Below are 20,604 nucleotides of genomic sequence, written 5' to 3'. Positions count from 1 at the left end.
CCAAGTAAGCCTCTCTCAGGAACGATCCGAGCTGCGCATGAGGCGGGTCAGCATCACGCCGGCGAGAATCCCGACCCCAAAGAACGCCGCCGGTTGGCGTTGCGCGAATTTCGTAACGGAGTCGAGCAGTTCGCCGACATTGCGATCTCTGACGTCGGTGGAGATTCGTTCCACACCTTCGGCTGCACTCCGCACCATGCTCGCGACCTGAGGCGATTGTTTTTCGATCCCGTCTGCGGCCTCCTTGACGGAGTGCGCGATGTTCGCAATCGCATCTGCTCCGGCAGTCTTGTTGGACTCGACGGCTTCCTTGAATGCACCGGCAGCGTCGGAAGCGACAGAGCCGGCATAGTCCTTGGCGTCGGTCGACACCGAGGCGGCGGCGGTTTTGAGGTGAGTTGCGGTCTCGGCCGCGCTCGTCTTCAATTTGCCGAGCGCCTCCTTGCTTTTCCCGGCACGGTTGGCATCAGCCTGCCATTGATTCTCGTTGGAAAGACCCGATCCGAGAAAGTCGTTTGTGTCTGACGTGTTCACGATGTTTCACTCCTGTTGTGTAGAGTGGAACTTCGCCACAAGCCTGCGGTTCCTGCGTTTGTAGAATAATCCTATTGCGCCTGCCCAGCGCCGCGAACGGCATTAGAGGCGGTCCAAACATTTAACCAATACCGGCCTCCGTCGGAACTGACATCGCGGGCAATCGACAAAACTTCACGCAGCACTTGTTACGAGCGTACTCACTGGTGCAGATCAATCCGGTCGGTCACAAGGGATCTATCTGCTCCCCACCATCAATTTTCAGACGGAATGCTCGACCACTCCCAGCATCAGCCAATCGACAATCCTACCACCGAAGCCCCGGGCTTCATGCGACCGGGCTGACTGATCTGGCGCCGTTCTCATTTCGCCGCACCGTCACATCTCATCAGTGGATCACATGGCACAAAGCTCGGCCGTCTTGGATGCGTGAAAAGGCCCGCGCCACGGAGGGACCGATGGCGCGGGCCGGCCGATGTTTGCACATCGGCCTGCGACGGAGCCAAACAGCGGCATCCGAAGCATTAATCAACTATTCGGAACTGCTAATGTTCCGTCTCCGCGATTCCCGCCCACCTGCATCTCCTATAACCGGCTCGCGTCACAATAGACGCGAGCCAGCGAGAAATGTGCTTACTTGCCAAGAATGATGCGCTGCTTGTCGCGATTCTGGGCGTAGGTGCCCTTGTCGTAGGCGGCCTGCGCTTCGAGTTGGGCCTTCGTAAGGTTTGTGTAGAGGTAGCGGTTGCCGTTCTTGTCGGTCATGAACTTCAGCTCTTCCATTCCAACTGCGACCGACTTTTCTCCGATGCCCAGGAAACCACCGACGTCGACGACGATGGCGTCAACCTTCTTGTCTGTGCTCAAAACAATATCGCCGATCTCTCCAACCTTGGCATCATCGGCGCCGTATACAGTGGTTCCGATCAAATTCTCCGCGCTGATCTTGTCCGCGGGCATCTCCGTCAGGGCCGACTTGTCGATGGCGGCCGTGGCGGTGTTGTCAGTGGCAACCGCAGGCGCGGCAGAGGGGGCGGCGACTGTGTCATAGGCCTTGGCGTCGAAGTTGGCCTGGGCTTGGAGATCTTCCTTTGTCGTGTGGGCGACCAACCACCGGCTGCCGTTCTTCTCGACCCATTCAGCCTTGCTGAAATCATAGGCGACGTTCTTTTCGCCAATCCCCAGGAAGCCTCCGACACCAATGATGATGAACTTGGCTTTACCGTCCTTGGCGAGAACAATGTCATTCACGTCACCGATCTTCTCGGCATTGTCTGCGGCACTGTTGTAGACCGCAGTGCCCATGATCTTGCTCACGAGGCTCCCGTCAGGTACCGCCACAGGCGCGGTTGCAGTGGCATTTTTCGTTGCGTTGGCGGGCTTGGTGGCATCTTCAGAATGGGCGCCCGATACCAGCAGGCCTGATGACAGCAGCGTGACCACGGCGGTGGTGGTCAAAAGTTTGCGGATCATGGTATGTTTCCTTGTGCGTTTCGTTGATGCACGCCGCGCTCGGCTGAACCCGTGCAAGGCGGCTGGGCGCGGCATCTATGCACAGTCACAACGAGCCTCTCGTGGACAAGTTCCGCTTAGGCCGACCTGTGGTCCGCGCGTTCATAGGGATTTGCCCGAACATGCAAGTCCGGGCCGAGATCGAGTTGAGCGGCGGGCTGCCCTACCCTGCCTTGATCGCCTTGGAGCTGGCATGGGCGATCACGTGAAAGATGCTCTCAATGAGATCCTTTTTGCGGAATGGCTTGCTTAGCAGCGGGACGTCCGACGGACGATCGGCAATCGCGCTCGCATCAGCGTACCCGGTTATGATTACCGCTGGCCAATCCGAGCGGAGAGTGCGCGCAAACCGAATGACCTCCACTCCGGATACCAGTGGCATAGCAAAGTCTGTGACGATCACGTCGAAATCATGTGGCGTCCGTTCAATAGCCGCGAGCGCCTCGGCACCCCCTGCTGCACAAGTCACCGAAAACCCCCGCTGCCGCCGCGATTCAGCTGTCAGATGCCGAAGTGCGCTGCTGTCGTCTATCAGAAGAATCGACGTCAACAGCCCACGCCTGCTGTCCTCACCTGCCTCATCGGCTTCAACATGTCATGGACGGCTAAGGACAAGCAAAAGCGCGGTCATCGTTGCGCTGGCGCACGCAACCGCTATCAGCGCTACAATGCCACTGGAGCTGGATTTTTGCTTCGCGCGAAAGGAGACGTCTGTTGCAGCCGAACCACTGTGAACCAGAGCGCCCAGATCTGACCTGCTGCCGTGTCGAACGGAATAGGCGCGAGTGAATTCGGCTCCGAGAAGAAAGATTTCCGATGAGTAGTAAACCCAGAGAAGGATGACGAGCAGTCCACCGGCGGCGCCATACGAGGATGCGATCGCGCTAGTGCCGATATACCAACCGATAAGAGATTTTCCAATCGTGAAGAGGGCGGCGGTGATAATTGCGCCAATCCCGACATCGCGCCATTCGAGCGCTCTGTCGGGCAAAACTTTGTAAATGGCAGCAAACAGCAGGGAGATAAGGGCAAACGAAACGATGGCGTTAATCATGCTGAGGATAAGCGTGCCGAAGGGCAGATAAGCGTTGATAAAATTGCCCAGAGCCGAAATCGCAGCACTTGCAATAAGAGAGACCAGCAATAGGAAACCGAGCGCGGCCACCAAGCCCAGACTGGCAGCGCGTGCCCGCATCAGACGCGACAAGGAACTGCCCTGCGGTTCGACCTTCCATATCGTGTTCAGCGATTGCTGCATTTCACCAAAGACGCCAGACGCGGCTACCAACAAGGTGACTAGCCCGATTACTGCGGCCCAGGTCCCGTATAGCTTGCTCGATGCATTCTCCAACGCAGCCTGAAGTAGATCGGCACTTTCTGGCCCCATCAGCCCCGAGATCTGGGCAGACAAGGCTAGTTGTGCGGCATCATGACCGAAAGCGAGACCTGCGATAGCGACTACAATCAGCAAAATCGGCGCCAGCGATGTGGCAGCGAAGAAAGCCATCGCAGCACCATGACTAAGAGCATTGTCGTTGATGAAGCCGACTACGCTTTCTCTCACCAATTGCCACACTTTTGTGATCGATGGTTTCACTTCGAGTCCGTAGCCAGTGAGTTCAAAATAGCGTTCATTAGCAATGCGTCAGAACCTCCGATGTTCCAGTCGGGGGTCGCGCCATTGGACACCAAGAAAATTGCTGTCGCGTCTTCTAGGCGAAGCTCCTTTCTTCCGCTCGCGGGCGTCAGAAGGTGACACGGCAAAACGAAACAAGCTTAGTAAGCCCGTGGTCTAGCCCAAGCGCAGGTACTGAATCCAAGACCGCAGAGCTCCCAGTTCGCTGCCGCGCACGCTCGACGATATTGGTTTGATGAACGACGAAGTCGAGCCTGAGCTTGGAAGGCCATCCTGGGGAGTGTCGGTCCTGTGCGATTTATCAAGCTGCCAAATGGATGCGATTTCGGCCGGCTATTTTTGCGGAATAGAGGGCACTGTCGGCGCGCGCCAGCACGTCGGCAACAATGTCACCCACCTGAGCTGTCGCGATACCTGCCGAGAAAGTATATCCAAATTCCGGCCGACCCCTGAGGGGTATTGAGCCGCGAATGGCGGCCAGCATGCGTTCCACGATCAGCTCGGCCGCGTCCATAGATGTGTTCGGCAGCACCAAAAGAAATTCCTCACCTCCCACGCGGCCAAAACAATCGCTCCTTCTAACTTCCCGCTGGATCCGCGCTGCGAAGTCCCGCAAAATAATGTCACCCGCCGGATGTCCGAACCTGTCGTTGACGTATTTGAAGTTGTCGAGATCGATCACAGAGACGCAGCCAAGCTCATTGCGCGTTTCCGATCGACGGAGCATTTCTTCCAAACGGGCAATCACAAAGCGCCGATTGGCAACGCCCGTGAGGTCATCCGTGTTAGAGGCCTTTATAGCCAGGTCCCGATCTTGCCGAACCGATCGTCCGCTGGCCCGCAATTTCGTGATGTCGTTGGCGATACAAAGCATCCAGCCTTCACGGTCAACAGTCTCCGTCATCCAGAGCCAGCGTCCCTCAACAAGATCGGTCTCAAATGCTCTGAACCCAATCTTGCCGCGTCTCGACAGCGTGGGGGTCAGCCATGCTTCGAAATCCCGTTCACGGATAACGGTTCCTCTGCCCGCGTAATAATTGCGGCGCATGAGATCTGGCCACAACGGCATCTCGTCGGGGTCAACGAAAAATGCCGAACGAAATGCCTCATTTGCGTAGCGTAGGCGATCGAAACTGTCATACACCGCCACCAACACCGGCGTGTGATCGTAGAGATGGAGAAGCTTGCTGGAAATCTCATCCATCCCATCTTTTTACAGGTTCTGGCTTAAGGGGAAATTACCCGTCGGAGCCCGTTAAAAATGCTGAAAGAGAGCGTTTTCTGTTGGCGACGAGCGGCGCCATGAAGCCTACGCTTAACTAGCCGCCTGGCCGGCGCCCTTGAGCCCAACAAGCCCAGGAGTGGGTAAACTCACGGATGATGATCTTTGATCACGTTGCTGGTAAACGCGATCAGCTCGAAGGCCAATTCAAGAACTCCACGGCATCGAAAAAGATCGAGCTCGTAGCGTTGTTTCAAATTCGACCGGCGTCGCGTTTGCCATGCGCGGCGCAAGCCGCTTCTAGACCTGGACGCCGGCGCTACCGGTAGGACACTTGGAAGTTTCATGGCACTTCTAAGCAAATATTCCACGTTGCCTAATACGAACCCACCCCTATCAGAGGGCGATGGAAAAGCGTCCATCATACGCCGTCTACAGACCAATGCTCTGTTTTCCGTTCCTAGCTGTCATTCTGACAGTAGACGGAACAGTTACAGCCCGGCCATTTGATACGGCTAAAGATGCCTCCGCCTTCAACCGGCTGATGACTGAGGTTGAGCACCTGGCAAAGTAAAGAATTGACGATATCCCTGCATTAGAGCGGAAGCACGGTAGGGGCAGCGTGGACAAGATGAGGACCCTCGTCAGGGGACGCTCAAGACGTCCGATTGAGCACTTAGTCGCGAACCTCACTGACGGGCTGCGAAAGCATTCATGCCCTTCTTGATTGCCCTCCGAGCTTCCGCGCCGTTCTGCCAGCCTTTGAACTTTATGACCTTGTCGGTTCCAACCACGGACGAGTGAAAGAACAGCTCGATCTCGCGCCGCAAGTCATCGGGAACATGATCCGCCGCCACCGGCTCGTCCGAAGCATCCTCTTTGTGGGGACAGAAGATATAGCGATCGTTGCGCAAGACCTTCCCGCCCGCGTCCTTCTGCTTGACGCGCAAGGCACCTAGCAGATTGCATTTGATCACAACGCCAGGCGCCGTCGACGCCTGATGGATCACCAGCCCATCCAGAGGATCACCATCTTCGCCCAATGTAGACGGAATGAAACCCCAATCGTAGGGATATGTCATTCCGACCGGCAAAGGCCGGACGTAGCCAAACACCTGCGTTTCCGGATCGAACGCAAGCTTCGCCGTGGCGCCGCGCGGAGTTTCAATCACCACGCGGATGAGGCCCTTGGTGACCGTCGGCAGCTTCAGGTAGTTGGGCATCGAGGATTCGTCTCCTTCGGATTTGGGCGGCGCTCTCCCATCACCAATCGCAGGGCACGCGATGGAACTTCAGAGCGCACGGAATGTTCCAAAGAGCCGAGTAAGGAGAGATCCAGATATGACAAAAGCCTCTTTGCACGTGCTGAAGGGAGTGGGTTATCTCATCTCAACGACAAGCGTGATCATGCTCGCCATGGTAAGCTGGTCGGCCGCTTCGAAAAGCTATTTGCTGGCAGCCTGTCTGGTTGGCGGCGCCGTCTTATCGATTCTCGGCATGCTCTGCCGTTGGATAACATATGAGATTGAGAAGCGCCGAGAGAACAACTAGCCGGGATGTGGCTGACGCGTTCTGGATATCCGCGGTTTCGGCGACGTCTGACCTGGAGGATTTGGGCGGCTGCGGGCAATCTCCGCGCGATGGCGCTCGCCTGCAATTGATCGAAGGCGTGCGCCCGCCTTCGACATTCAACCCAGATTTAGCCGCCCATCATCTTTGCCATAGCGCAGAAATCTGCATGCGACTTGTTAAGTGTGGTGTCGCCGCAGTCCTTCAACACCGCATTCTGTTCGTCGGGTTTCATGGCATCCATGCGGTCTTGAAATCCGCCTCGGATTTCATGGTTTTCATGCCGGCGTCGGTGAAGAACGGCGACATCTTTGTCGGATCATCGAGCGCGGATGTGCTGCCCGCAAAAGCTGAGCCAGTCATCATTGCAAGCGCCATCGCGCCCATTGTGAGCATCTTGATGTTCATTGTTTCCTCCGTGGTCATTCGTCCTGACCTTCCGGAAAAACGTCGTCTGTTGAACTCGGTTCCCACCGCTTACGTCTATGTTCCGCCCGCCCGGCGCAACCTCCCGCGGGGCGGCGCCGGGCATCGTCCAAAAGGCTGGATTCCGTCAACTCTAGCGAGAGCGCCATTCTCACTTCTCGGCGCCGTTTCCCTCAAAAGCTCCCCCGGCAAAGGCTCGGCGCCCTCTGGTTTGTTCAGTGTCCAAAAGAAGGCGCCGGGCCAGCCGCACCGGTCGGAGGCTACGATGGAACAACGTGATGCTGAAGGTTTACCCTGCGTGAAGTGGTCGAAGCCTTCGGAGAATGGCCGATTTCACACGGGTGTAGCGCTCTGCTCACGACGTAGGCTGTCTCGGGCTTTGCCGATCATTTATGTCCGCTGGCCAATCAAGAGCGCTGGTCTCGGCAAAGAGCGCGGGCCGATCGGACGTCCTCAATTACCCGCTTCAAAGGCGATAGCATCTGGCGATGCAGGCATGACGTTGCGTCAAGACTCGGCTACCCTAACGCTGCGGCGGACCTGATTTGCCGCTTGGCCGGCGCCTTTCAGGCAACCTCCCCTATGGCGCCGGCCTTCTTCCTTCTAGCTTGCCTTCGCGTACAGGTTGCGCGATGCTGCCCTCGGGGAACTAAATAGATGGGGCAATCCAATGGCAGCCGAGATCAAGAGCGAGAAGCACGCAATTGCCATCGACAAGTGGGAGGTAGCCATGAGTGAAGTAGTCGGGGGCGTCGTTTTACTACTGTTCCCGACCGAGGGTGATGTTGTCCCGATCATACTTAGGCCTGCTCAGGCAACATAATTGGGCTACGATCTACAAACGCCCAAGTTCATACCGAAGCCGACAGTCCAATGATCTAGCGGCTACTGGCAGCCGCCAATGCGGCTCAAACACGCTCACCACGTAGGTCGTTTTGGCTACCTGTCATCGCCAGACCTAGGGCGACTTCACCAACTCGAGAGAACCTTCTCCATCTCGACCGTCTCGACCTGCTGCGCGAAGCGCTGGTGATAGACGGTCAGCAGTGCATCATGTGTCGCGTCAGAAGAGCTGCACAGCGCGTCGGTGACGAGAACCACCCGATAGCCGAAATCGATCCCGCCGAGCACCGTGGCCAGAACACACACGTCGGTTTCCCCGCCGGTGATGACCAACGTGTCGACGTTCTGTTCCATCAGATAGGCTCTTAGGTGACCCTCGAGCCAAGGCGAGTAGATATGCTTGTCCGATCGTCGTCGCCGGCGGACAGTATCCGGCGAGCGTCGGCAACAGTTCGACCATTTCGGGACCTATGTTTTCGATCGTCATCGAGGCCCACCGCTCATAATAGCGTTTCCATGTGCCGGTGCCTTGCCCCGGCTTGCGAGCAGGTAGGAAGCGCGTGAAAACCGTCTGCGGCGCGCGCCGTGCGACAAGCCGCTCTATCTGGGGGAGGACACGGCTGATCCAGGGCGTGGCCCATTGTGATGGTTCGGCAAACAGCCGCTGCATGTCCACACAGACATGCATGCATCGGTCGCCTAGCGGGCCATATACCAGTCCATGCATCGACATGCAGATGGAACTTCGGCACGCTGCGAATGTTCCGATCCTTCGGCGGCGCGCCGACTGACCGCTCGGGTTCCTCGCGGTCAAGGCCTGCCCCCCCACTTGCGAAGCGACGGGCCTACCCCACCCAATAGCCCCCGGCCAATTTCCCGCGAAGTCGTCGAGTTACATGTTGCTGGCCGGCCTTTCCGGAGGCGACGGTCTATACGCCTGCGTCTGCCTCGGCTTGACCGGAATGTCGGCCAACGATGCGCGGATCGGTCGAACGGATGCAGATAGGCTATTGGCACGGCGCTTCAACAGTGTAGCCGCCATCTTGGCAACAAGGTCACGAACTTCCATGGGCTCTCCTCCGAGAGCCCCCGCCATCGCTGCATTAGCATTGCTGCAACTACGCCGCATTTAAATTTGACATATTGAGCTGCCGCAATGCTTCCTTCTCAAAGACGCTTACGACGTAGGTTGTCACCGGGCTTGTCGGGTCATCTCTTCCCCTCCCTGAAAAGCCCGCGTCTCGTTGCGGAGAGCGCGGGCCGATCAGGTAGATCCTAGCGCCCTCGTCATCGATGATGAGTTGGGAGCGATACCCGTCGAACTTGACTTCGTGAATCCATCGATCGCCCTCGGGAGGCCTCTCCACCGGGGTTGGCATCAACGGCGGGATGAACTTCAAACGCATGAACTGTCTCGCAAAGCCGCGATTCACCCAGCATGCGCTAAAATGGTTCCGGAACAAGTTTAGGCAAATTGTGGTGATCACAAAGCTAACAGACCTTGGTCCGCCTAATCCTACGGCGGCGAACACTATTTTTTGTAACGCCGTCTTGGCAGCGGGCTTCAATGAAGGAAACAGGAAGCCGACATGACCCGGCTCTCGCGATCGAGCAGCCGGGGCATAGGGCGATCAGTAGCCGTCGCCGGTATCATCCTGGATGATGACCGGATGTTGCCCCATTTGCATGTTTCCATGAATGCGTCCTTCGGATCACGGTTTGCTGCTAACATTTCGCGAGCAATCTGTACGGGTTCGGATGGCGCCAAGGATCGAGATACCCCCTCCGGGGGCAGGCAAATCGCTGTTCGGAACGCTTTCCCTGACCGCGTGCATCTGCAATTCAAATGTTGACCCCGCGACCCGAAGGGGGGTGGCAACCCTTGGGATGATCCGACCCAAGGACCGCGCGCATCGCCCAGCGCTAACGCAATTACGGATTTCCCTCGCGCGTGCGCGCAAGCGCGCGAGGACAGGACAAAAGTGATTTTGTTGTCGGTGCCAGGCACGCTACGTTGCATCATGTACGAATGAGGAGATGAGAATGAAAACATTCCTCGTAATGGCGACAGCGCTAGGCCTCTCCGTGTCCGCCGCCTGTGCCAATTGCCCCTTTCACGAAAAGGTACAGGCATCGGTCGACACGCAGAAAACAGCGAGCGTCGAGAAGGCGGATGTGTCGAAGGCTGCGGACACTCAAACTATAAAGAAAGAAGTGCCGGCAAAGACCGAATAGCAGCGCGCAACCGGATGCCACGCAGGTGCATGGCAGCCTCGCCAGGCACCGCTTCGGCCATCTTGACTGCGTGCTCCGCGATCTCTTTCGGCGTCATGCGCCCATGGCTGGCGGCGGGCATTTCGCGTGCGGTTTTCCTGCAAAAATCAGATTTCTTACGCTTTTGCAGACTTGGATCCCGAAGCGGTTGCAGCCCCGTCTCACCTTGGCGATCGAGACCCCTACCCCTGGGGGCACGCTGCTTCGAGGTCAGCACAAACTCACCGCGATGTCGGTGGCGGAGAGGATGGCGGCCCCGAATTGCTTTGCGATCTTCAGCGTCTCAGGGGAGCGGATATGAACGCCTTAGCCCTCGATGAACGTCACCTGGCCGGCGCCTCAGGACAGCATCTGCGGCGGCTAGCATTTCTTTTCGGGTTGTCATGGTCATCGGGTGGTCATCCCAATAGGAGGAACCGGCCAGGCCTGCATTGTCAGAAAGAAATTTATACAGATTTAGCAGAACTACAGACCACATCGGTCGCAATGGTAAGACTGGTTTTTGAGCCTACACCCCGTTACCCACTCGCGCGTGCGTTCGTACGCGTCTTGGCGTCGACAACGATTGCACCACCCCTCCGCTGCTCATTGTCGTTCGCAGGCCGCAAGTCAGGCCGGATCTTCCATAGTGCCTCCCACGTTATGCGGCGCTTGGTGATGCTGTCCGTCGCGGTGGAGACTATCGTCATGCTGCCTCCTCTTCGTCGAATTGGGCGGCCCAGTCCTGGGCCATCTCGTGTACCGTTTTCACGGCTTCGGGCACCACTGAGTATCGAGGAACAAACTTGACGCGTGGCCTCTCGATGTGCGGAGTCGGCTTCCAATCATAGTCGATCACGATGCCGCTGCGGTCGACCTGTGGAATGGCTGGCGCCTCGATGCTGTCGTGAGTGTCGTCGCCGTTTTCACGCGGCAAGCACTTAACGAAACCGCCATTGTGGTAGTGCAGCAAGAGCCGAGCACGGCGCCCCACTAACTCCTCAGCGGTTTCTATGTCGCTTAAGCCCACAGCATCAAGCAGGCTGCCCAGGACCTTCTGGCCATCTGCTTGCTCGCTCTCATCATCGCTGCTGGTGACGATGAAGATGTCAGACTGAATGCCACAGTCTGTGGTGTAGTTGAAAGTCAAACACTTTGCGTTGTCGTCTTCGAGATCTTCTGGGTCGACGCTGGTGATCGTCACCCACCTCTCGACATTCGGATAGACTGTGAAGTCTGGTTTGCCGTCTTTCTTAAGTGGTCTGATGCCCGACGTGGCGTAGCCAAACGGCGGTGCATCAGCACCACCTACGTAGGTACCCGTAGGTACCACGTAGGTTTGGGGTGCGGATTCCCGCGTCGCTACACCGGTCAGGTACGCGAATTTCCGCGTAACAATGTCTCTTAGTGGCGCGGATTTCCGCGTAGGTAGGATTTCATTGCTAGGTACGCGATTATCCGCGTCGCTAGCGGGAATTTTCTTTTTGCGCTTTTTGCGTGCAATCGAACGCGATTCAATCTCAGATTTAATTTCAGCGGCCACCTCACGCACCCATTCAAAATTGAATGTGTAGGTTTTGCCGCGGGTGCCGGTGCCCTGGTCCACGATCTCTGCAAGGTGCATGTCCTGCAGCCGGCGAATTGATTCTTGAACACTCCGGATGGGGCGGCCGGTTTCGCGAGCCAGGTGTCCGGCACTCGACGGGAAGGTGACGCCATCCTTCTTCTTGAACCTGTCAATCAACTCTAATAGCACGGTGAGGTCCGTGCCATTCAGCGGCGGCTCGGCGCCCTTGGAGGCGTATAGGGCGAGCTGGAACTGGTCTAGGGAACCGACGTCCTTAATGGGCATTGACGCGTGCCTCCTTCGCGGCACGCCATTCGTCGCCAATCTCTAGGCACGGCTCAAATATCGGCCGCCCGTCACTGGTGCGATCGATTTCTCGGATTACCCCGGCCTCGAGCAGGCGCCGGATAGCGGCGCACATTGTGCGTCGCGTCGACTTGAAATCGCGCGCCAGGCGGTTGGTGGAGAGGACGCAGTGACCCTTCCGTGCCCATTCATCTACGACGATGAAGGGGATGCGAAAATCGTGTCTGCCGATGCGTAGTAGGCTTGTTGACGCTGCGGTGTAGTCAATCATCCGGCGGATCGTGGCGTCCGGTATATCTTCTAGTTGCATCTCGATTCCTGTTCGGAAGAGAGTTCTTAGTCACTGTGGGGAGAGAACGCGCCCGCGGCACTTGCCGGCAGGGTTACAATCGACGCTTGGCCGGAAAGCGCGTAGGCTTATGGGCGAGCGGCTTCCTGTTTGCGCCAAGCCTGCACCGCGCGGATGGCGGCTAGCTCGGCCTCGAGTTCCTGCAGGGACATTTCGGCGAGGCGCCTCATGCTGCCCTCGCTGCGATGCGGCCAGCAATCCAATCGCTGACCTCGCTCTCGACAAACCCAATACGCCTGTCGCCAAGCGGCACGGCTCGAGGGAAGTCGCCCGCCTTTCGTAAGCGCTTGATGAAGGTGAGTGACAGCGAGGTGCGCTTCATCACCTCGCGAATACCAACAAGTCGGTTATTGTCATTCGATGACATAGAATCTCCCCTGCTCCTGCGACTCTAGACGCAGAAATCCACGCACGCCGAAGCGCGTTAAAAAACTGAAATGAAAAGTGGGGTTGGGGTCGCCGTTAACTTTGGCGGGGCAAGTAAGTCGCCGCGACAAGCGCGAACTTGTTTTAACCAATAGGCGTTTTCACATTTTTTGTCAAGCTATTTGGCCTTTTGTGGCCCTATTGCGCCGCACTCCCGCAATAAGCCGCCCACGCCTGCATCATCTCGCGTCGCCGCTCTAGAACATCGGAGCGCGCGTATGCCCGCTGGACCTTGCCGCGCGTCTCATGTGCCAGGGCCGGCTCGGCAAGCTCGTCAGGGTAGCCCTGTTCCTGCGCCCACGTCCGAAATGTCGTGCGAAAGCCGTGTACCGTAAACCCGAGAACACCCTTCGCAAGCAGCTTAGCCATGGCCACCTCCCCTATTGGCCGGTCCCGCCGCGCTCCCTTGAACACGAGCCCCTTCCCTGGCTCGCCAAGAACGGCAATACCGGAGTCCGTGAGCGGTACACGGTGCTCGCGCGGTTCTTTCATGCGCGAGGGAGGGATAATCCAAACCTTCGCATCCGTGTCGATTTCCGACCAATCGGCGAAGCGCACCTCCTTCGTGCGATTCGCGTTCAGGATAAGAAAGCGCAGAGCGCGGCCAGCAACGGTGTCAGGGATGCCGGCGAAGAATTTCGGCAAGTCAGGATATGGCATTGACGCATGATTGCCCGCTGCGGCTTGCACCCCTAGCGCCTTGTCACGAGCCTTTGCATCCATACGGGCCGGGTTGGGGCCAGCGCGAAGCTCCATATCAGTGGCAAGCTCAAGCACGGCGGCGATCCGCTCCAGCGTCTTCTTTGCTGTCTCTGGCTTCGCTTGCCATATGGGCTTGATGACGCGCACGACGTCCGCCCTGCGAATTTCGTTGACGGGCAACTTTCGCAGCCCCTTGGCGTGGGCCTCCAGCGACGACTTCCATCCGATCTCCGTCTTGCCGCCTCTCCACTGCGGCGCGTGATCTTTGATATATTCGTCGGCGTAGTCGCCGAACTGAGGCACGCGTTTGTCGACTTGCCTAAAGGACGCATCCTTGAACGGATCCTTGCCGGCATGCAGAAGCTTGCGCACCTCATCGGCCTTGTCACGGGCATCGGCCAGGCTCACCGCCTCGAGCGGGCCAAGTCCCATTTCACGGCGCCTGCCGTGGCGCTGGTAGATGAAAATCCAGTACTGCTTATCGCCGCGCGGCATCAGCCACAGGCCGCCGCCATCGCCGATTCTTCCCGTCGCGGCCTTCACCATTCCGGCGGTTAGCTTGTAGCGGGCCATTTGCCGTTTCCTAATTTCTTTCCTAAGCTTGGAGAGGCATAGGCCATAACGGTCCAAAAGGCAACAAGTGGGAAACAGGAATGAAAATCAATCGGTTGATTGGTGCCACGAGGTTGCAAAGTACCCTTCTTAGTCCCTTACGGGCTGGCGCATAGCCTCGGTAAGCGGAGACATTTTTCCCGTGATAGGCGAGCCACGGTCGCGGCGCAATCGCGCCTGAATTTGATCATGGTCGGCTGGCAGCGTTATAGAGGGTTTGGATCATCAGGGGCGGGCGCGAACGACAAATGGGCTTTGTCGAGACTTCAAAACGCAATCTTGTCTGGCAGGCATGGCTGACAGCTTTCGTCGCCACCCTGTTTTGCCTTGCCGCGACAGCGCTTCAGGCCGCCGAAACGAAAGGCCTCAAGGGCGTGGCGCTGATCATCGGCCAGTCGAAATACGAACACATCGCCGCCCTCCCCAACCCGGCCAACGACGCCCGCGACATGGCCAAGATGCTGACCGACCTCGGCTTCGACGCCCGCAACGTCACCGACCGCGACGCCGCCAAGCTGAACCGCGACCTGGAGCGATTCAGCGAGGATGCCGAAGGCGCCGATGTCGCCTTCATTTACTATTCCGGTCATGGCATCGAGGCCGGCGGCGAGAACTATCTGGTGCCGGTCGATGCCGACATTTCGTCCCTGAAAGATGCCGACGCGGCCCTGGTGCCAATTTCCGCCGTCATGGATGCGTTGAAGAAGACCGTGCCGGTGACGATCGTGCTGCTCGATGCATGCCGCATAAATCCGTTTCCGGCGGATGCAGTGGTGCGGCGCGCCCCGACCGCCTCCGCCTCGCCGATCAGCGCCGGCGGGCTGGAACCGGTGCGTGGTGCCAGGGCCCTCGGCAACGCACCGGCGACAGACGCGAGCCTGGGCACCGTGGTCGGCTTCGCCGTCGAACCCGGTCGCCCGGCGCTCGATGGCGCTGCTGGCGAAAACAGCCCTTACGCGGCCGCCCTGCTGCGCCACCTCGCGGCGATGAAAGGCACCGAGTTCGGCTCGGTCATGCGCATGGTGACCGAGGAGGTCTATCTCGGCACCAAGGCCAAGCAGCGCCCCTGGGTCAATGAAAGCCTGCGCCGCCTGCTCTATTTCGGCATTGCACCACCCGAACCCACCGGCGACGACGGGTTGATCACCGGCGAGCGGCGGCAGCTGCTGTTGACCATTTCCGACCTGCCCGACCCGAAACGGGCACAGGTGGAACTGGCCTCGCTGCAGGAAGGCGTGCCGCTCGACGCGCTCTATGGGGTGCTGAAGGCGCTCGGCACGGAAAAAATCCCCGAGGATCCGACGGATCTGCAAAAGGTGCTCGACGCCCAGGCCGAGCGCCTGAAGAAGATGATGTCCGAGCGCGCGGCGTTGCGCACCGACGATCCCGAGATCAAACGCCTCGTCGCTTCCGCGGACGAGGCCATCCGCCAGGGCGCCATCGTGACGGCGCGCAAATTCCTCGATGACGCGGTCGGCCGGGTCGAGCAAACAGGCGCTGCGGTCGATGAAGCAGAAGATCTCGTCAAGCAGAAGCGCCTTGCCGATGCCGCGATCTACGCCAGGCGCGCCGATGCTTCGGCGCTGATCTTCGAATACAAGTCCGCCGCCGGCGATTACGCCAAGGCGTTTTCGCTGGCCGAAAAATGGGACGACAAGCTGCGCTGGAACTACAAGAACCAGGAAGCCGAGGCGTTGAATGCTTATGGCTATGCCTCCGGCGATCTCGATGCGCTGCAGCATTCCATCGAGGCCTATCGCATCATCCTGAACTTCATCCCCAATGGCGAACAGAATCGCGACTGGGCCATCACCCGCAACAACATGGCGGTGGTGCTGCAAACCATCGGCGAGCGCGAGACCGAAACCGCGCATCTCGACGAAGCGGCACAGATCTTTCGGGATTCCCTCATCGTATTCGAGCGCGAGAAGGACGACCTCAACTGGGCTGCCGCGCAGAACAACCTGGCCAATGTGCTCCTGAAGATCGGCGAACGCGAGAGCGACCCGAAGCGCCTGAATGAAGCGGTGGCGGCAATGCGCGCCACACTCGAGAAGCGCCCGCGCGACAAGGTGCCGCTCGACTGGGCAGCCTCGCAGAACAATCTCGGCCTGGCGCTCTATGCGCTTTCCGAACGCGAGGCCGCCGGCGAGCATCTGACGCAAGCGGAAGCGGCCTACCGGCTGGCGCTTGAGGAATACACCCGCGAAAAGGCGCCTGTGGAATGGGCGATGGTCGAGAACAATCTCGGCAATACGCTCGTGTCGCTTGGCATCCAGCTCAACGACGAGGCTAAGATCAACGCGGCGGCCGACGCCTTCCGTGCAGCACTCGAGGTGCGAACTCGTGAAACCTTCCCGGTCTCCTGGGCCACCAGCCGGCTCAACCTCGGCAACGCGCTGAGCGGCGTCGCCCGCTTCGACTTGGGTACCAGCGCGCTCGAGGAGGCCGCGGCGGCCTATGACGATGCGCTGACGGTGTTTACCCGGCAGCGTTTTCCAATGGACTGGGCGTCGGCGCAGAACAATCTCGGTTCGATCTACCAGACGCTTGGCCAGCGCGCCCGCGACGCGGCCAGGCTCGAACAGTCGGCGGCGGCGTTCCAGGCCGCCCGACAGGTCTATGTCAGGCGGAAATTCCCGCTCGACTGGGCAATGAGCCACTACAATCTCGGCAACACGCTGCAGCTGCTTGGCGGCGTGACCGACAAGCCGGAACACTATGGCGAGGCTATCGCCGCCTACCGCGACGCGTTGCGCGAGTACAAGCGCGAGACGAACCCGCGGCAATGGGCGCTGGCCCAGGCCGGTCTCGGCTCGACGCTGCACTGGCTGAGCATGAGCAACGCCGACCCCGAGACCTTGCTCGAGTCCATCGCCGCGCGGCGGGCGGCGCTTGAAGTGTTGACCGTCGAAGCAGCACCCATCGATTGGGCCAATGGGCAGAACGGCATCGGCATGAGCCTGCTCAACCTCGGCAATCTCCAGCGGACCGATAAATATCTCGGCGATGCCGAGGCCGCCTTTACGGCAACGTTGAAGGTGTTCACCCGCGAAAGCCAGCCGATGCAGTGGGCCTTCGAACAGAACAATCTCGGCGACATCCACTGGAACCGCGCCAGTTATGGCGGCGGCAAGGCCGAATATCGAAAGGCGATCGAATTCTTCGAGAACGCCAAGCAGGGCTTTACCGAAGCCGGCCACACTTTGCCCATCCCGCTGACCGACCAGAAGATCGATCTGGTGAAGAAACAGCTGGCGAAGAAGTAGGGCTCTGTCCGACCGCGCCTTGTCTTTCGGCTGGCTTTACCGTCCCTATATGTCCAGTCACCGGAGCCCATGCCGGGAACCGGAGAAGGATAGCCTATGATTCGATTTTTGTTGGCTTTGCTTCTCATCGCCATCCCGGCCGCGGCCCACGCAACGGACGCCGGCTGGGCGCTGTTGCGCGACGGCGGCCATGTCGTGCTGCTTCGCCATGCCATGGTCACCGGCACAACCGATCCGGCCAATTTCGACATCGACAGCTGTGCCACCCAGGTCAACCTGTCGGCGCGCGGCAAGCAGCAGGCGAGCAAGATCGGCGCCTTGTTTGCGGCGCGGGCGGCACCCATCGAGCGCGTGTTGTCCAGCCGCTATTGCCGCTGCCTCGACACCGCGCGCATCGCCTTCGAGGCCGAGCCGGAGCTGTTTGCGCCGCTCGATCTCCTGAAGGGCGACGAAACGCAGAAGGCGGCGCAGATCGCGGCGATCATGAAGGAAATCCGCGCCTATTCCGGCTCCGACAATCTGGTCATGGTCACCCATCTGGAAGACATCGTGGCGCTGACCGGCGTCTCGCCGCGCGAAGGCGAGGTCGTGGTCGTCGAGCCGCAGGGCGATGGCCTGCGCGTGCTCGGCCGGGTCACGTTCTAGTCGAGCCGAGAACCGACTGACGCGTCGGTGAGCAGCCACGCATCGATGCGGGCTTGCCACGCCTGAATCATGCGCGCGAACGCGTCCTCCGTCAGCGCCGATAGATACGACCTGCCTGACGCGTTCAGGGCGGTGAACGTGTAGGCGATCGATGCCTCGGTGCCGCCATCAGCCGCCGGATGGCAAGCCACCTCGACAAATCCGAAACGAGAATCCGGCGTGACCCTGACATAGCGGACACGATGCCCGACAGGATCCCAGTCAGCGCAGGCCCAGAGCGTCGTCTCATCACCGTGGGCGGTCCGGAAGACCATGCCTTGCTGCGTTTCGCCGCCTTGCGGATGCAGAAACTCCGGATCCCAGCCCTCCACCCACAAAGTCTCGCCGATCGGCGTGAACAGCGGAAAGACGCGATCGACCGGACCGGCAAGGACGATGCTGTGGCAACGCTCAAGATGGCTCGTCATCCGCCTTCACCCTTCCGTTCAGTCAGATGGTGGCTGTCTTCGGCGCGAAGCTCCAGCCCATAGATGCGCTTCAATTGGCCGATTGTTTCGAGCGTCGCCGGCGAAAACGGTGTCTGCCCTTCGAAAGCATGCAGCACGATGCCCTCGATGAGATCGCCGAGGCTCATGTCGCGATGTTCGGCCAAGGCCTTGAGGACCTTCACCAGTCGCTTTTCCAGGCGAACCCCTGTCTGCACGCGCTCTATATCCATCACCATCTGTACCATGGTACATTGGTACACGCAATTACCCGTGGCGACTGCCGTTTGTGTTGCCGAAATGCCACCACGGAAAGAAGCCGCAAATTGGTCACGACAATGCCGCTTGCGACAACCCGTCGCAGGGGCTATAGGCGCGCACCCGGTCACGAAAACCGAAGTGAGCACAACGGTTGGAGCTTTCGTCTCCGCCCGTGCAGGCGGCTTTGACCGCCCTGTATACGGCGCCGCTTTGGGGATTGGGATCGCGGATATAGCTCGGCGGAAGAGCGCCGGATTTGGGTCCGGAGGTCGCAGGTTCGATTCCTGCTGTCTGCACCACGGATAGCTCAGTTTGGTAGAGCATCAGATTTAGGTTCTGATTGTCGAAGGTTCGAATCCTTCTCCATTGGCCTGATAAGCCAACACCCTGCCAGGTGTTATCTGAAAACGGTCCGGGGACTGGAATGCTGAAGATCGGACGGACAGCCCAAGCCTTCGGGCGCGGGCCATCCTGAAAGTCTGACGCCATCGGCTCGCGGCCAGGCCCGCGGTGACGATCAAGGCGCAACGTCGCCGGCAAGGGAGGCTTCGGCCTCCGGCGTCCGCTTCGCTGCCCCGCGATCCGCTCCCGAAGGCCCGCCACGGATTGATGCCACCAGTCCCCGGATCATTCGTACCCGGACCATGACGCAAGAGACGATGTGAAACGAGAAACGAAGGGAAGATCGACGCATGTCTTGACGCCTCGCATGGGGCCATGCCCGACAGGAGTACGACAATGACCATTCTCGACAAGGTTCTTGGACGCGAGCGCGTCCTCGTAAGGGAAAACGAACGTGCCCTCACCCTCTACAAGGGTGAGATCAAGGCTGTCCTGCTGCCGGGCGAACATTGGCTCGCCAACCGGCGCGGAAGCCTCGAGGTGTCGCGGCACGACCTGAAGAACCCGGAATTCGTTTCGGCATACGAGAAGGCGTTGTTCGACAAGCTGCCGGATGTGGCCACGCGTCACTTCACCGTCGTTCGCACCGGGCGCACGGAGGTCGCCGTGATCGAGCGTGACGGCAACCTGCATGCCGTGCTGGCGCCGGATCGCAAGCTCGTGCTGTGGACGGATGCCGGTCCGTGGAAGGTGACGCTGATCGACACGTCGGCCGATCTCGCCATCGATGCGGCGGTCATGCGCCGGCTCGGCCAGGCCCGGAAAGCGGAATTGATGTCCGTCCATCCGGTCGTCGACGGCCAGGCCGGTCTGCTGTTCATCGACGGTGTCCTCGTACGGACGCTGGCGGCGGGCGTGCATGCTTTCTGGAACGTCGGGCGCATGGTGCAGATCAAGGTCGTCGACCTCAAGCGCCAGTCGCTCGACGTTGCCGGGCAGGAAGTGCTGACCAAGGATCGCGTCACGATCCGCGTCAACATCGCCGCCGAATACCGGGTCGTTGATCCGGTCAAGGCGGTGAGCGCTGTGAAGGACTTCTCCGAAGCCCTCTACCGTGCCCTGCAGTACGCCTTCCGCAAGACGCTTGGCGCGCTGACGCTCGACCAGATCCTTGAGAAGAAGGTGACGGTCGACGAGGAAGCGGCAGCCAAGGTCCGCGCCGACATGGCGGAGATCGGCGTCGAGGTCAGCGATATCGCCCTCAAGGATGTCATCCTGCCGGGCGAGATGCGCGAGATCCTCAACCAGGTGGTGTCGGCCGAAAAGCAGGCCGAGGCCAACATCATCCGTCGCCGCGAGGAGACGAACGCCACGCGTTCGCTGCTCAACACGGCCAAGGTGATGGCGGAAAACCCGGTGATGCTGCGGCTGAAGGAGCTCGAGGCTCTGGAAACCATCGCCGGCAAGGTCGAGCGGCTGACCGTCCACAACGGAACGGGCGGGCTGCTCAACGACCTGGTCAAGCTCCGCGACAGCTGAGCTGACGTTGCGTCAATGGGAAGGGCCGCCGGGTCGACCGGTGGCCCTTCTTGCGTTTCTTGAGCGCCCTACCCATCTGCGCCCCGCGTATCAGGCCTTTTCCTGC

18 protein-coding genes, 2 tRNA genes and 2 pseudogenes are annotated in these 20,604 nt (G+C 59.4%); 7 read left to right on the top strand and 15 right to left on the bottom strand.

All coding sequences use genetic code 11. From position 1 onward, the window contains the following. Positions 1–15: 15 nt before the first annotated feature. The 6 genes from HNQ71_RS16395 to HNQ71_RS16370 form a co-directional block, all read right to left on the bottom strand. Entirely contained in the window at positions 16–534 is a 519-nt protein-coding gene (locus HNQ71_RS16395) for a hypothetical protein (RefSeq protein ID WP_184873596.1), read from the bottom strand. Between the two features lie 633 nt (positions 535–1,167). Further along, the gene (locus HNQ71_RS16390) at positions 1,168–2,007 is read right to left on the bottom strand and encodes a PRC-barrel domain-containing protein (protein WP_184873595.1); all 840 of its coding nucleotides are present in this window, start codon (positions 2,005–2,007) and stop codon (positions 1,168–1,170) included. Between the two features lie 202 nt (positions 2,008–2,209). After that, entirely contained in the window at positions 2,210–2,596 is a 387-nt protein-coding gene (locus HNQ71_RS16385) for a response regulator (protein WP_246461599.1), read from the bottom strand. Between the two features lie 45 nt (positions 2,597–2,641). Then, a complete protein-coding gene (locus HNQ71_RS16380; RefSeq protein ID WP_184873594.1) occupies positions 2,642–3,643 on the bottom strand; it encodes a YhjD/YihY/BrkB family envelope integrity protein in 1,002 nt (333 codons plus the stop codon). Between the two features lie 340 nt (positions 3,644–3,983). Beyond that, complete coding sequence (locus HNQ71_RS16375; protein WP_184873593.1) at positions 3,984–4,886, bottom strand: GGDEF domain-containing protein; 903 nt, start codon at positions 4,884–4,886, stop codon at positions 3,984–3,986. A gap of 707 nt (positions 4,887–5,593) precedes the next feature. Further along, positions 5,594–6,127 carry an inorganic diphosphatase gene (locus tag HNQ71_RS16370; RefSeq protein WP_184873592.1) on the bottom strand — a complete coding sequence of 178 codons (534 nt, stop codon included), beginning with the start codon at positions 6,125–6,127 and terminating at the stop codon, positions 5,594–5,596. 118 nt (positions 6,128–6,245) lie between these two features. On the opposite strand from HNQ71_RS16370, the gene HNQ71_RS16365 reads away from it, so the two are divergent. Continuing rightward, positions 6,246–6,455: a hypothetical protein gene (locus tag HNQ71_RS16365; RefSeq protein ID WP_184873591.1), complete on the top strand. Its 210-nt coding sequence runs from the start codon at positions 6,246–6,248 to the stop codon at positions 6,453–6,455. Between the two features lie 148 nt (positions 6,456–6,603). Here the strand turns inward: HNQ71_RS16365 and HNQ71_RS16360 are convergent. The 3 genes and pseudogenes from HNQ71_RS16360 to HNQ71_RS36060 form a co-directional block, all read right to left on the bottom strand. Continuing rightward, a pseudogene (locus HNQ71_RS16360) lies at positions 6,604–6,881 on the bottom strand (hypothetical protein). A gap of 987 nt (positions 6,882–7,868) precedes the next feature. Next, positions 7,869–8,475, bottom strand: a pseudogene (locus HNQ71_RS16355) (cysteine hydrolase family protein). A 385-nt stretch (positions 8,476–8,860) separates the two neighbouring features. Beyond that, positions 8,861–9,148 carry a DNA ligase-like domain-containing protein gene (locus HNQ71_RS36060; RefSeq protein ID WP_246461597.1) on the bottom strand — a complete coding sequence of 96 codons (288 nt, stop codon included), beginning with the start codon at positions 9,146–9,148 and terminating at the stop codon, positions 8,861–8,863. Positions 9,149–9,785: 637 nt separating this feature from the next. On the opposite strand from HNQ71_RS36060, the gene HNQ71_RS16345 reads away from it, so the two are divergent. After that, positions 9,786–9,977 (top strand): hypothetical protein, encoded by a 192-nt coding sequence (locus HNQ71_RS16345; RefSeq protein ID WP_184873590.1) that lies wholly within the window; start codon positions 9,786–9,788, stop codon positions 9,975–9,977. 724 nt (positions 9,978–10,701) lie between these two features. Here the strand turns inward: HNQ71_RS16345 and HNQ71_RS16340 are convergent. The 4 genes from HNQ71_RS16340 to HNQ71_RS16325 form a co-directional block, all read right to left on the bottom strand. Further along, positions 10,702–11,847: a hypothetical protein gene (locus HNQ71_RS16340; protein ID WP_184873589.1), complete on the bottom strand. Its 1,146-nt coding sequence runs from the start codon at positions 11,845–11,847 to the stop codon at positions 10,702–10,704. Continuing rightward, positions 11,837–12,178, bottom strand: coding sequence for a hypothetical protein (locus tag HNQ71_RS16335; RefSeq protein WP_184873588.1), 342 nt, complete (start codon positions 12,176–12,178; stop codon positions 11,837–11,839). Before HNQ71_RS16335 ends, HNQ71_RS16340 begins: the two co-directional genes overlap by 11 nt. A 205-nt stretch (positions 12,179–12,383) precedes the next feature. Beyond that, positions 12,384–12,584 (bottom strand): helix-turn-helix transcriptional regulator, encoded by a 201-nt coding sequence (locus tag HNQ71_RS16330; RefSeq protein ID WP_184873587.1) that lies wholly within the window; start codon positions 12,582–12,584, stop codon positions 12,384–12,386. A 197-nt stretch (positions 12,585–12,781) separates the two neighbouring features. Beyond that, positions 12,782–13,918 carry a tyrosine-type recombinase/integrase gene (locus tag HNQ71_RS16325; protein ID WP_184873586.1) on the bottom strand — a complete coding sequence of 379 codons (1,137 nt, stop codon included), beginning with the start codon at positions 13,916–13,918 and terminating at the stop codon, positions 12,782–12,784. Positions 13,919–14,205: 287 nt separating this feature from the next. Here HNQ71_RS16325 and HNQ71_RS16320 point away from each other — a divergent pair, with 287 nt between their 5' ends. Beyond that, positions 14,206–17,226: a caspase family protein gene (locus tag HNQ71_RS16320; protein WP_184873585.1), complete on the top strand. Its 3,021-nt coding sequence runs from the start codon at positions 14,206–14,208 to the stop codon at positions 17,224–17,226. Between the two features lie 96 nt (positions 17,227–17,322). Then, a complete protein-coding gene (locus HNQ71_RS16315; RefSeq protein WP_184873584.1) occupies positions 17,323–17,871 on the top strand; it encodes a histidine phosphatase family protein in 549 nt (182 codons plus the stop codon). On the opposite strand, the gene HNQ71_RS16310 is transcribed toward HNQ71_RS16315, so the two are convergent. Further along, a complete protein-coding gene (locus tag HNQ71_RS16310) occupies positions 17,868–18,338 on the bottom strand; it encodes an SRPBCC family protein (protein WP_184873583.1) in 471 nt (156 codons plus the stop codon). The two genes, HNQ71_RS16315 and HNQ71_RS16310, sit on opposite strands and share 4 nt — an antisense overlap. Next, a complete protein-coding gene (locus tag HNQ71_RS16305) occupies positions 18,335–18,574 on the bottom strand; it encodes a hypothetical protein (protein ID WP_343068174.1) in 240 nt (79 codons plus the stop codon). The genes HNQ71_RS16310 and HNQ71_RS16305 overlap by 4 nt, the downstream gene beginning before the upstream one ends. Positions 18,575–18,842: 268 nt before the next feature. Between HNQ71_RS16305 and HNQ71_RS16300 the strand changes: the two genes are divergently transcribed. The 3 genes from HNQ71_RS16300 (at position 18,843) to HNQ71_RS16290 (ending at position 20,498) form a co-directional block, all read left to right on the top strand. Then, positions 18,843–18,916, top strand: a tRNA-OTHER gene (locus tag HNQ71_RS16300). Positions 18,917–18,918: 2 nt separating this feature from the next. Next, positions 18,919–18,987, top strand: a tRNA-Leu gene (locus tag HNQ71_RS16295). 368 nt (positions 18,988–19,355) lie between these two features. Next, complete coding sequence (locus HNQ71_RS16290; RefSeq protein WP_184873582.1) at positions 19,356–20,498, top strand: slipin family protein; 1,143 nt, start codon at positions 19,356–19,358, stop codon at positions 20,496–20,498. The last annotated feature ends 106 nt before the right edge of the window (positions 20,499–20,604 follow it).

The organism is Mesorhizobium sangaii, assembly GCF_014207355.1.
Taxonomy (GTDB): Bacteria; Pseudomonadota; Alphaproteobacteria; order Rhizobiales; family Rhizobiaceae; genus Mesorhizobium; species Mesorhizobium sangaii.
The sequence above is the reverse complement of the archived record's forward strand: the minus strand, read 5'-3'. Positions and strand labels throughout refer to the sequence as shown.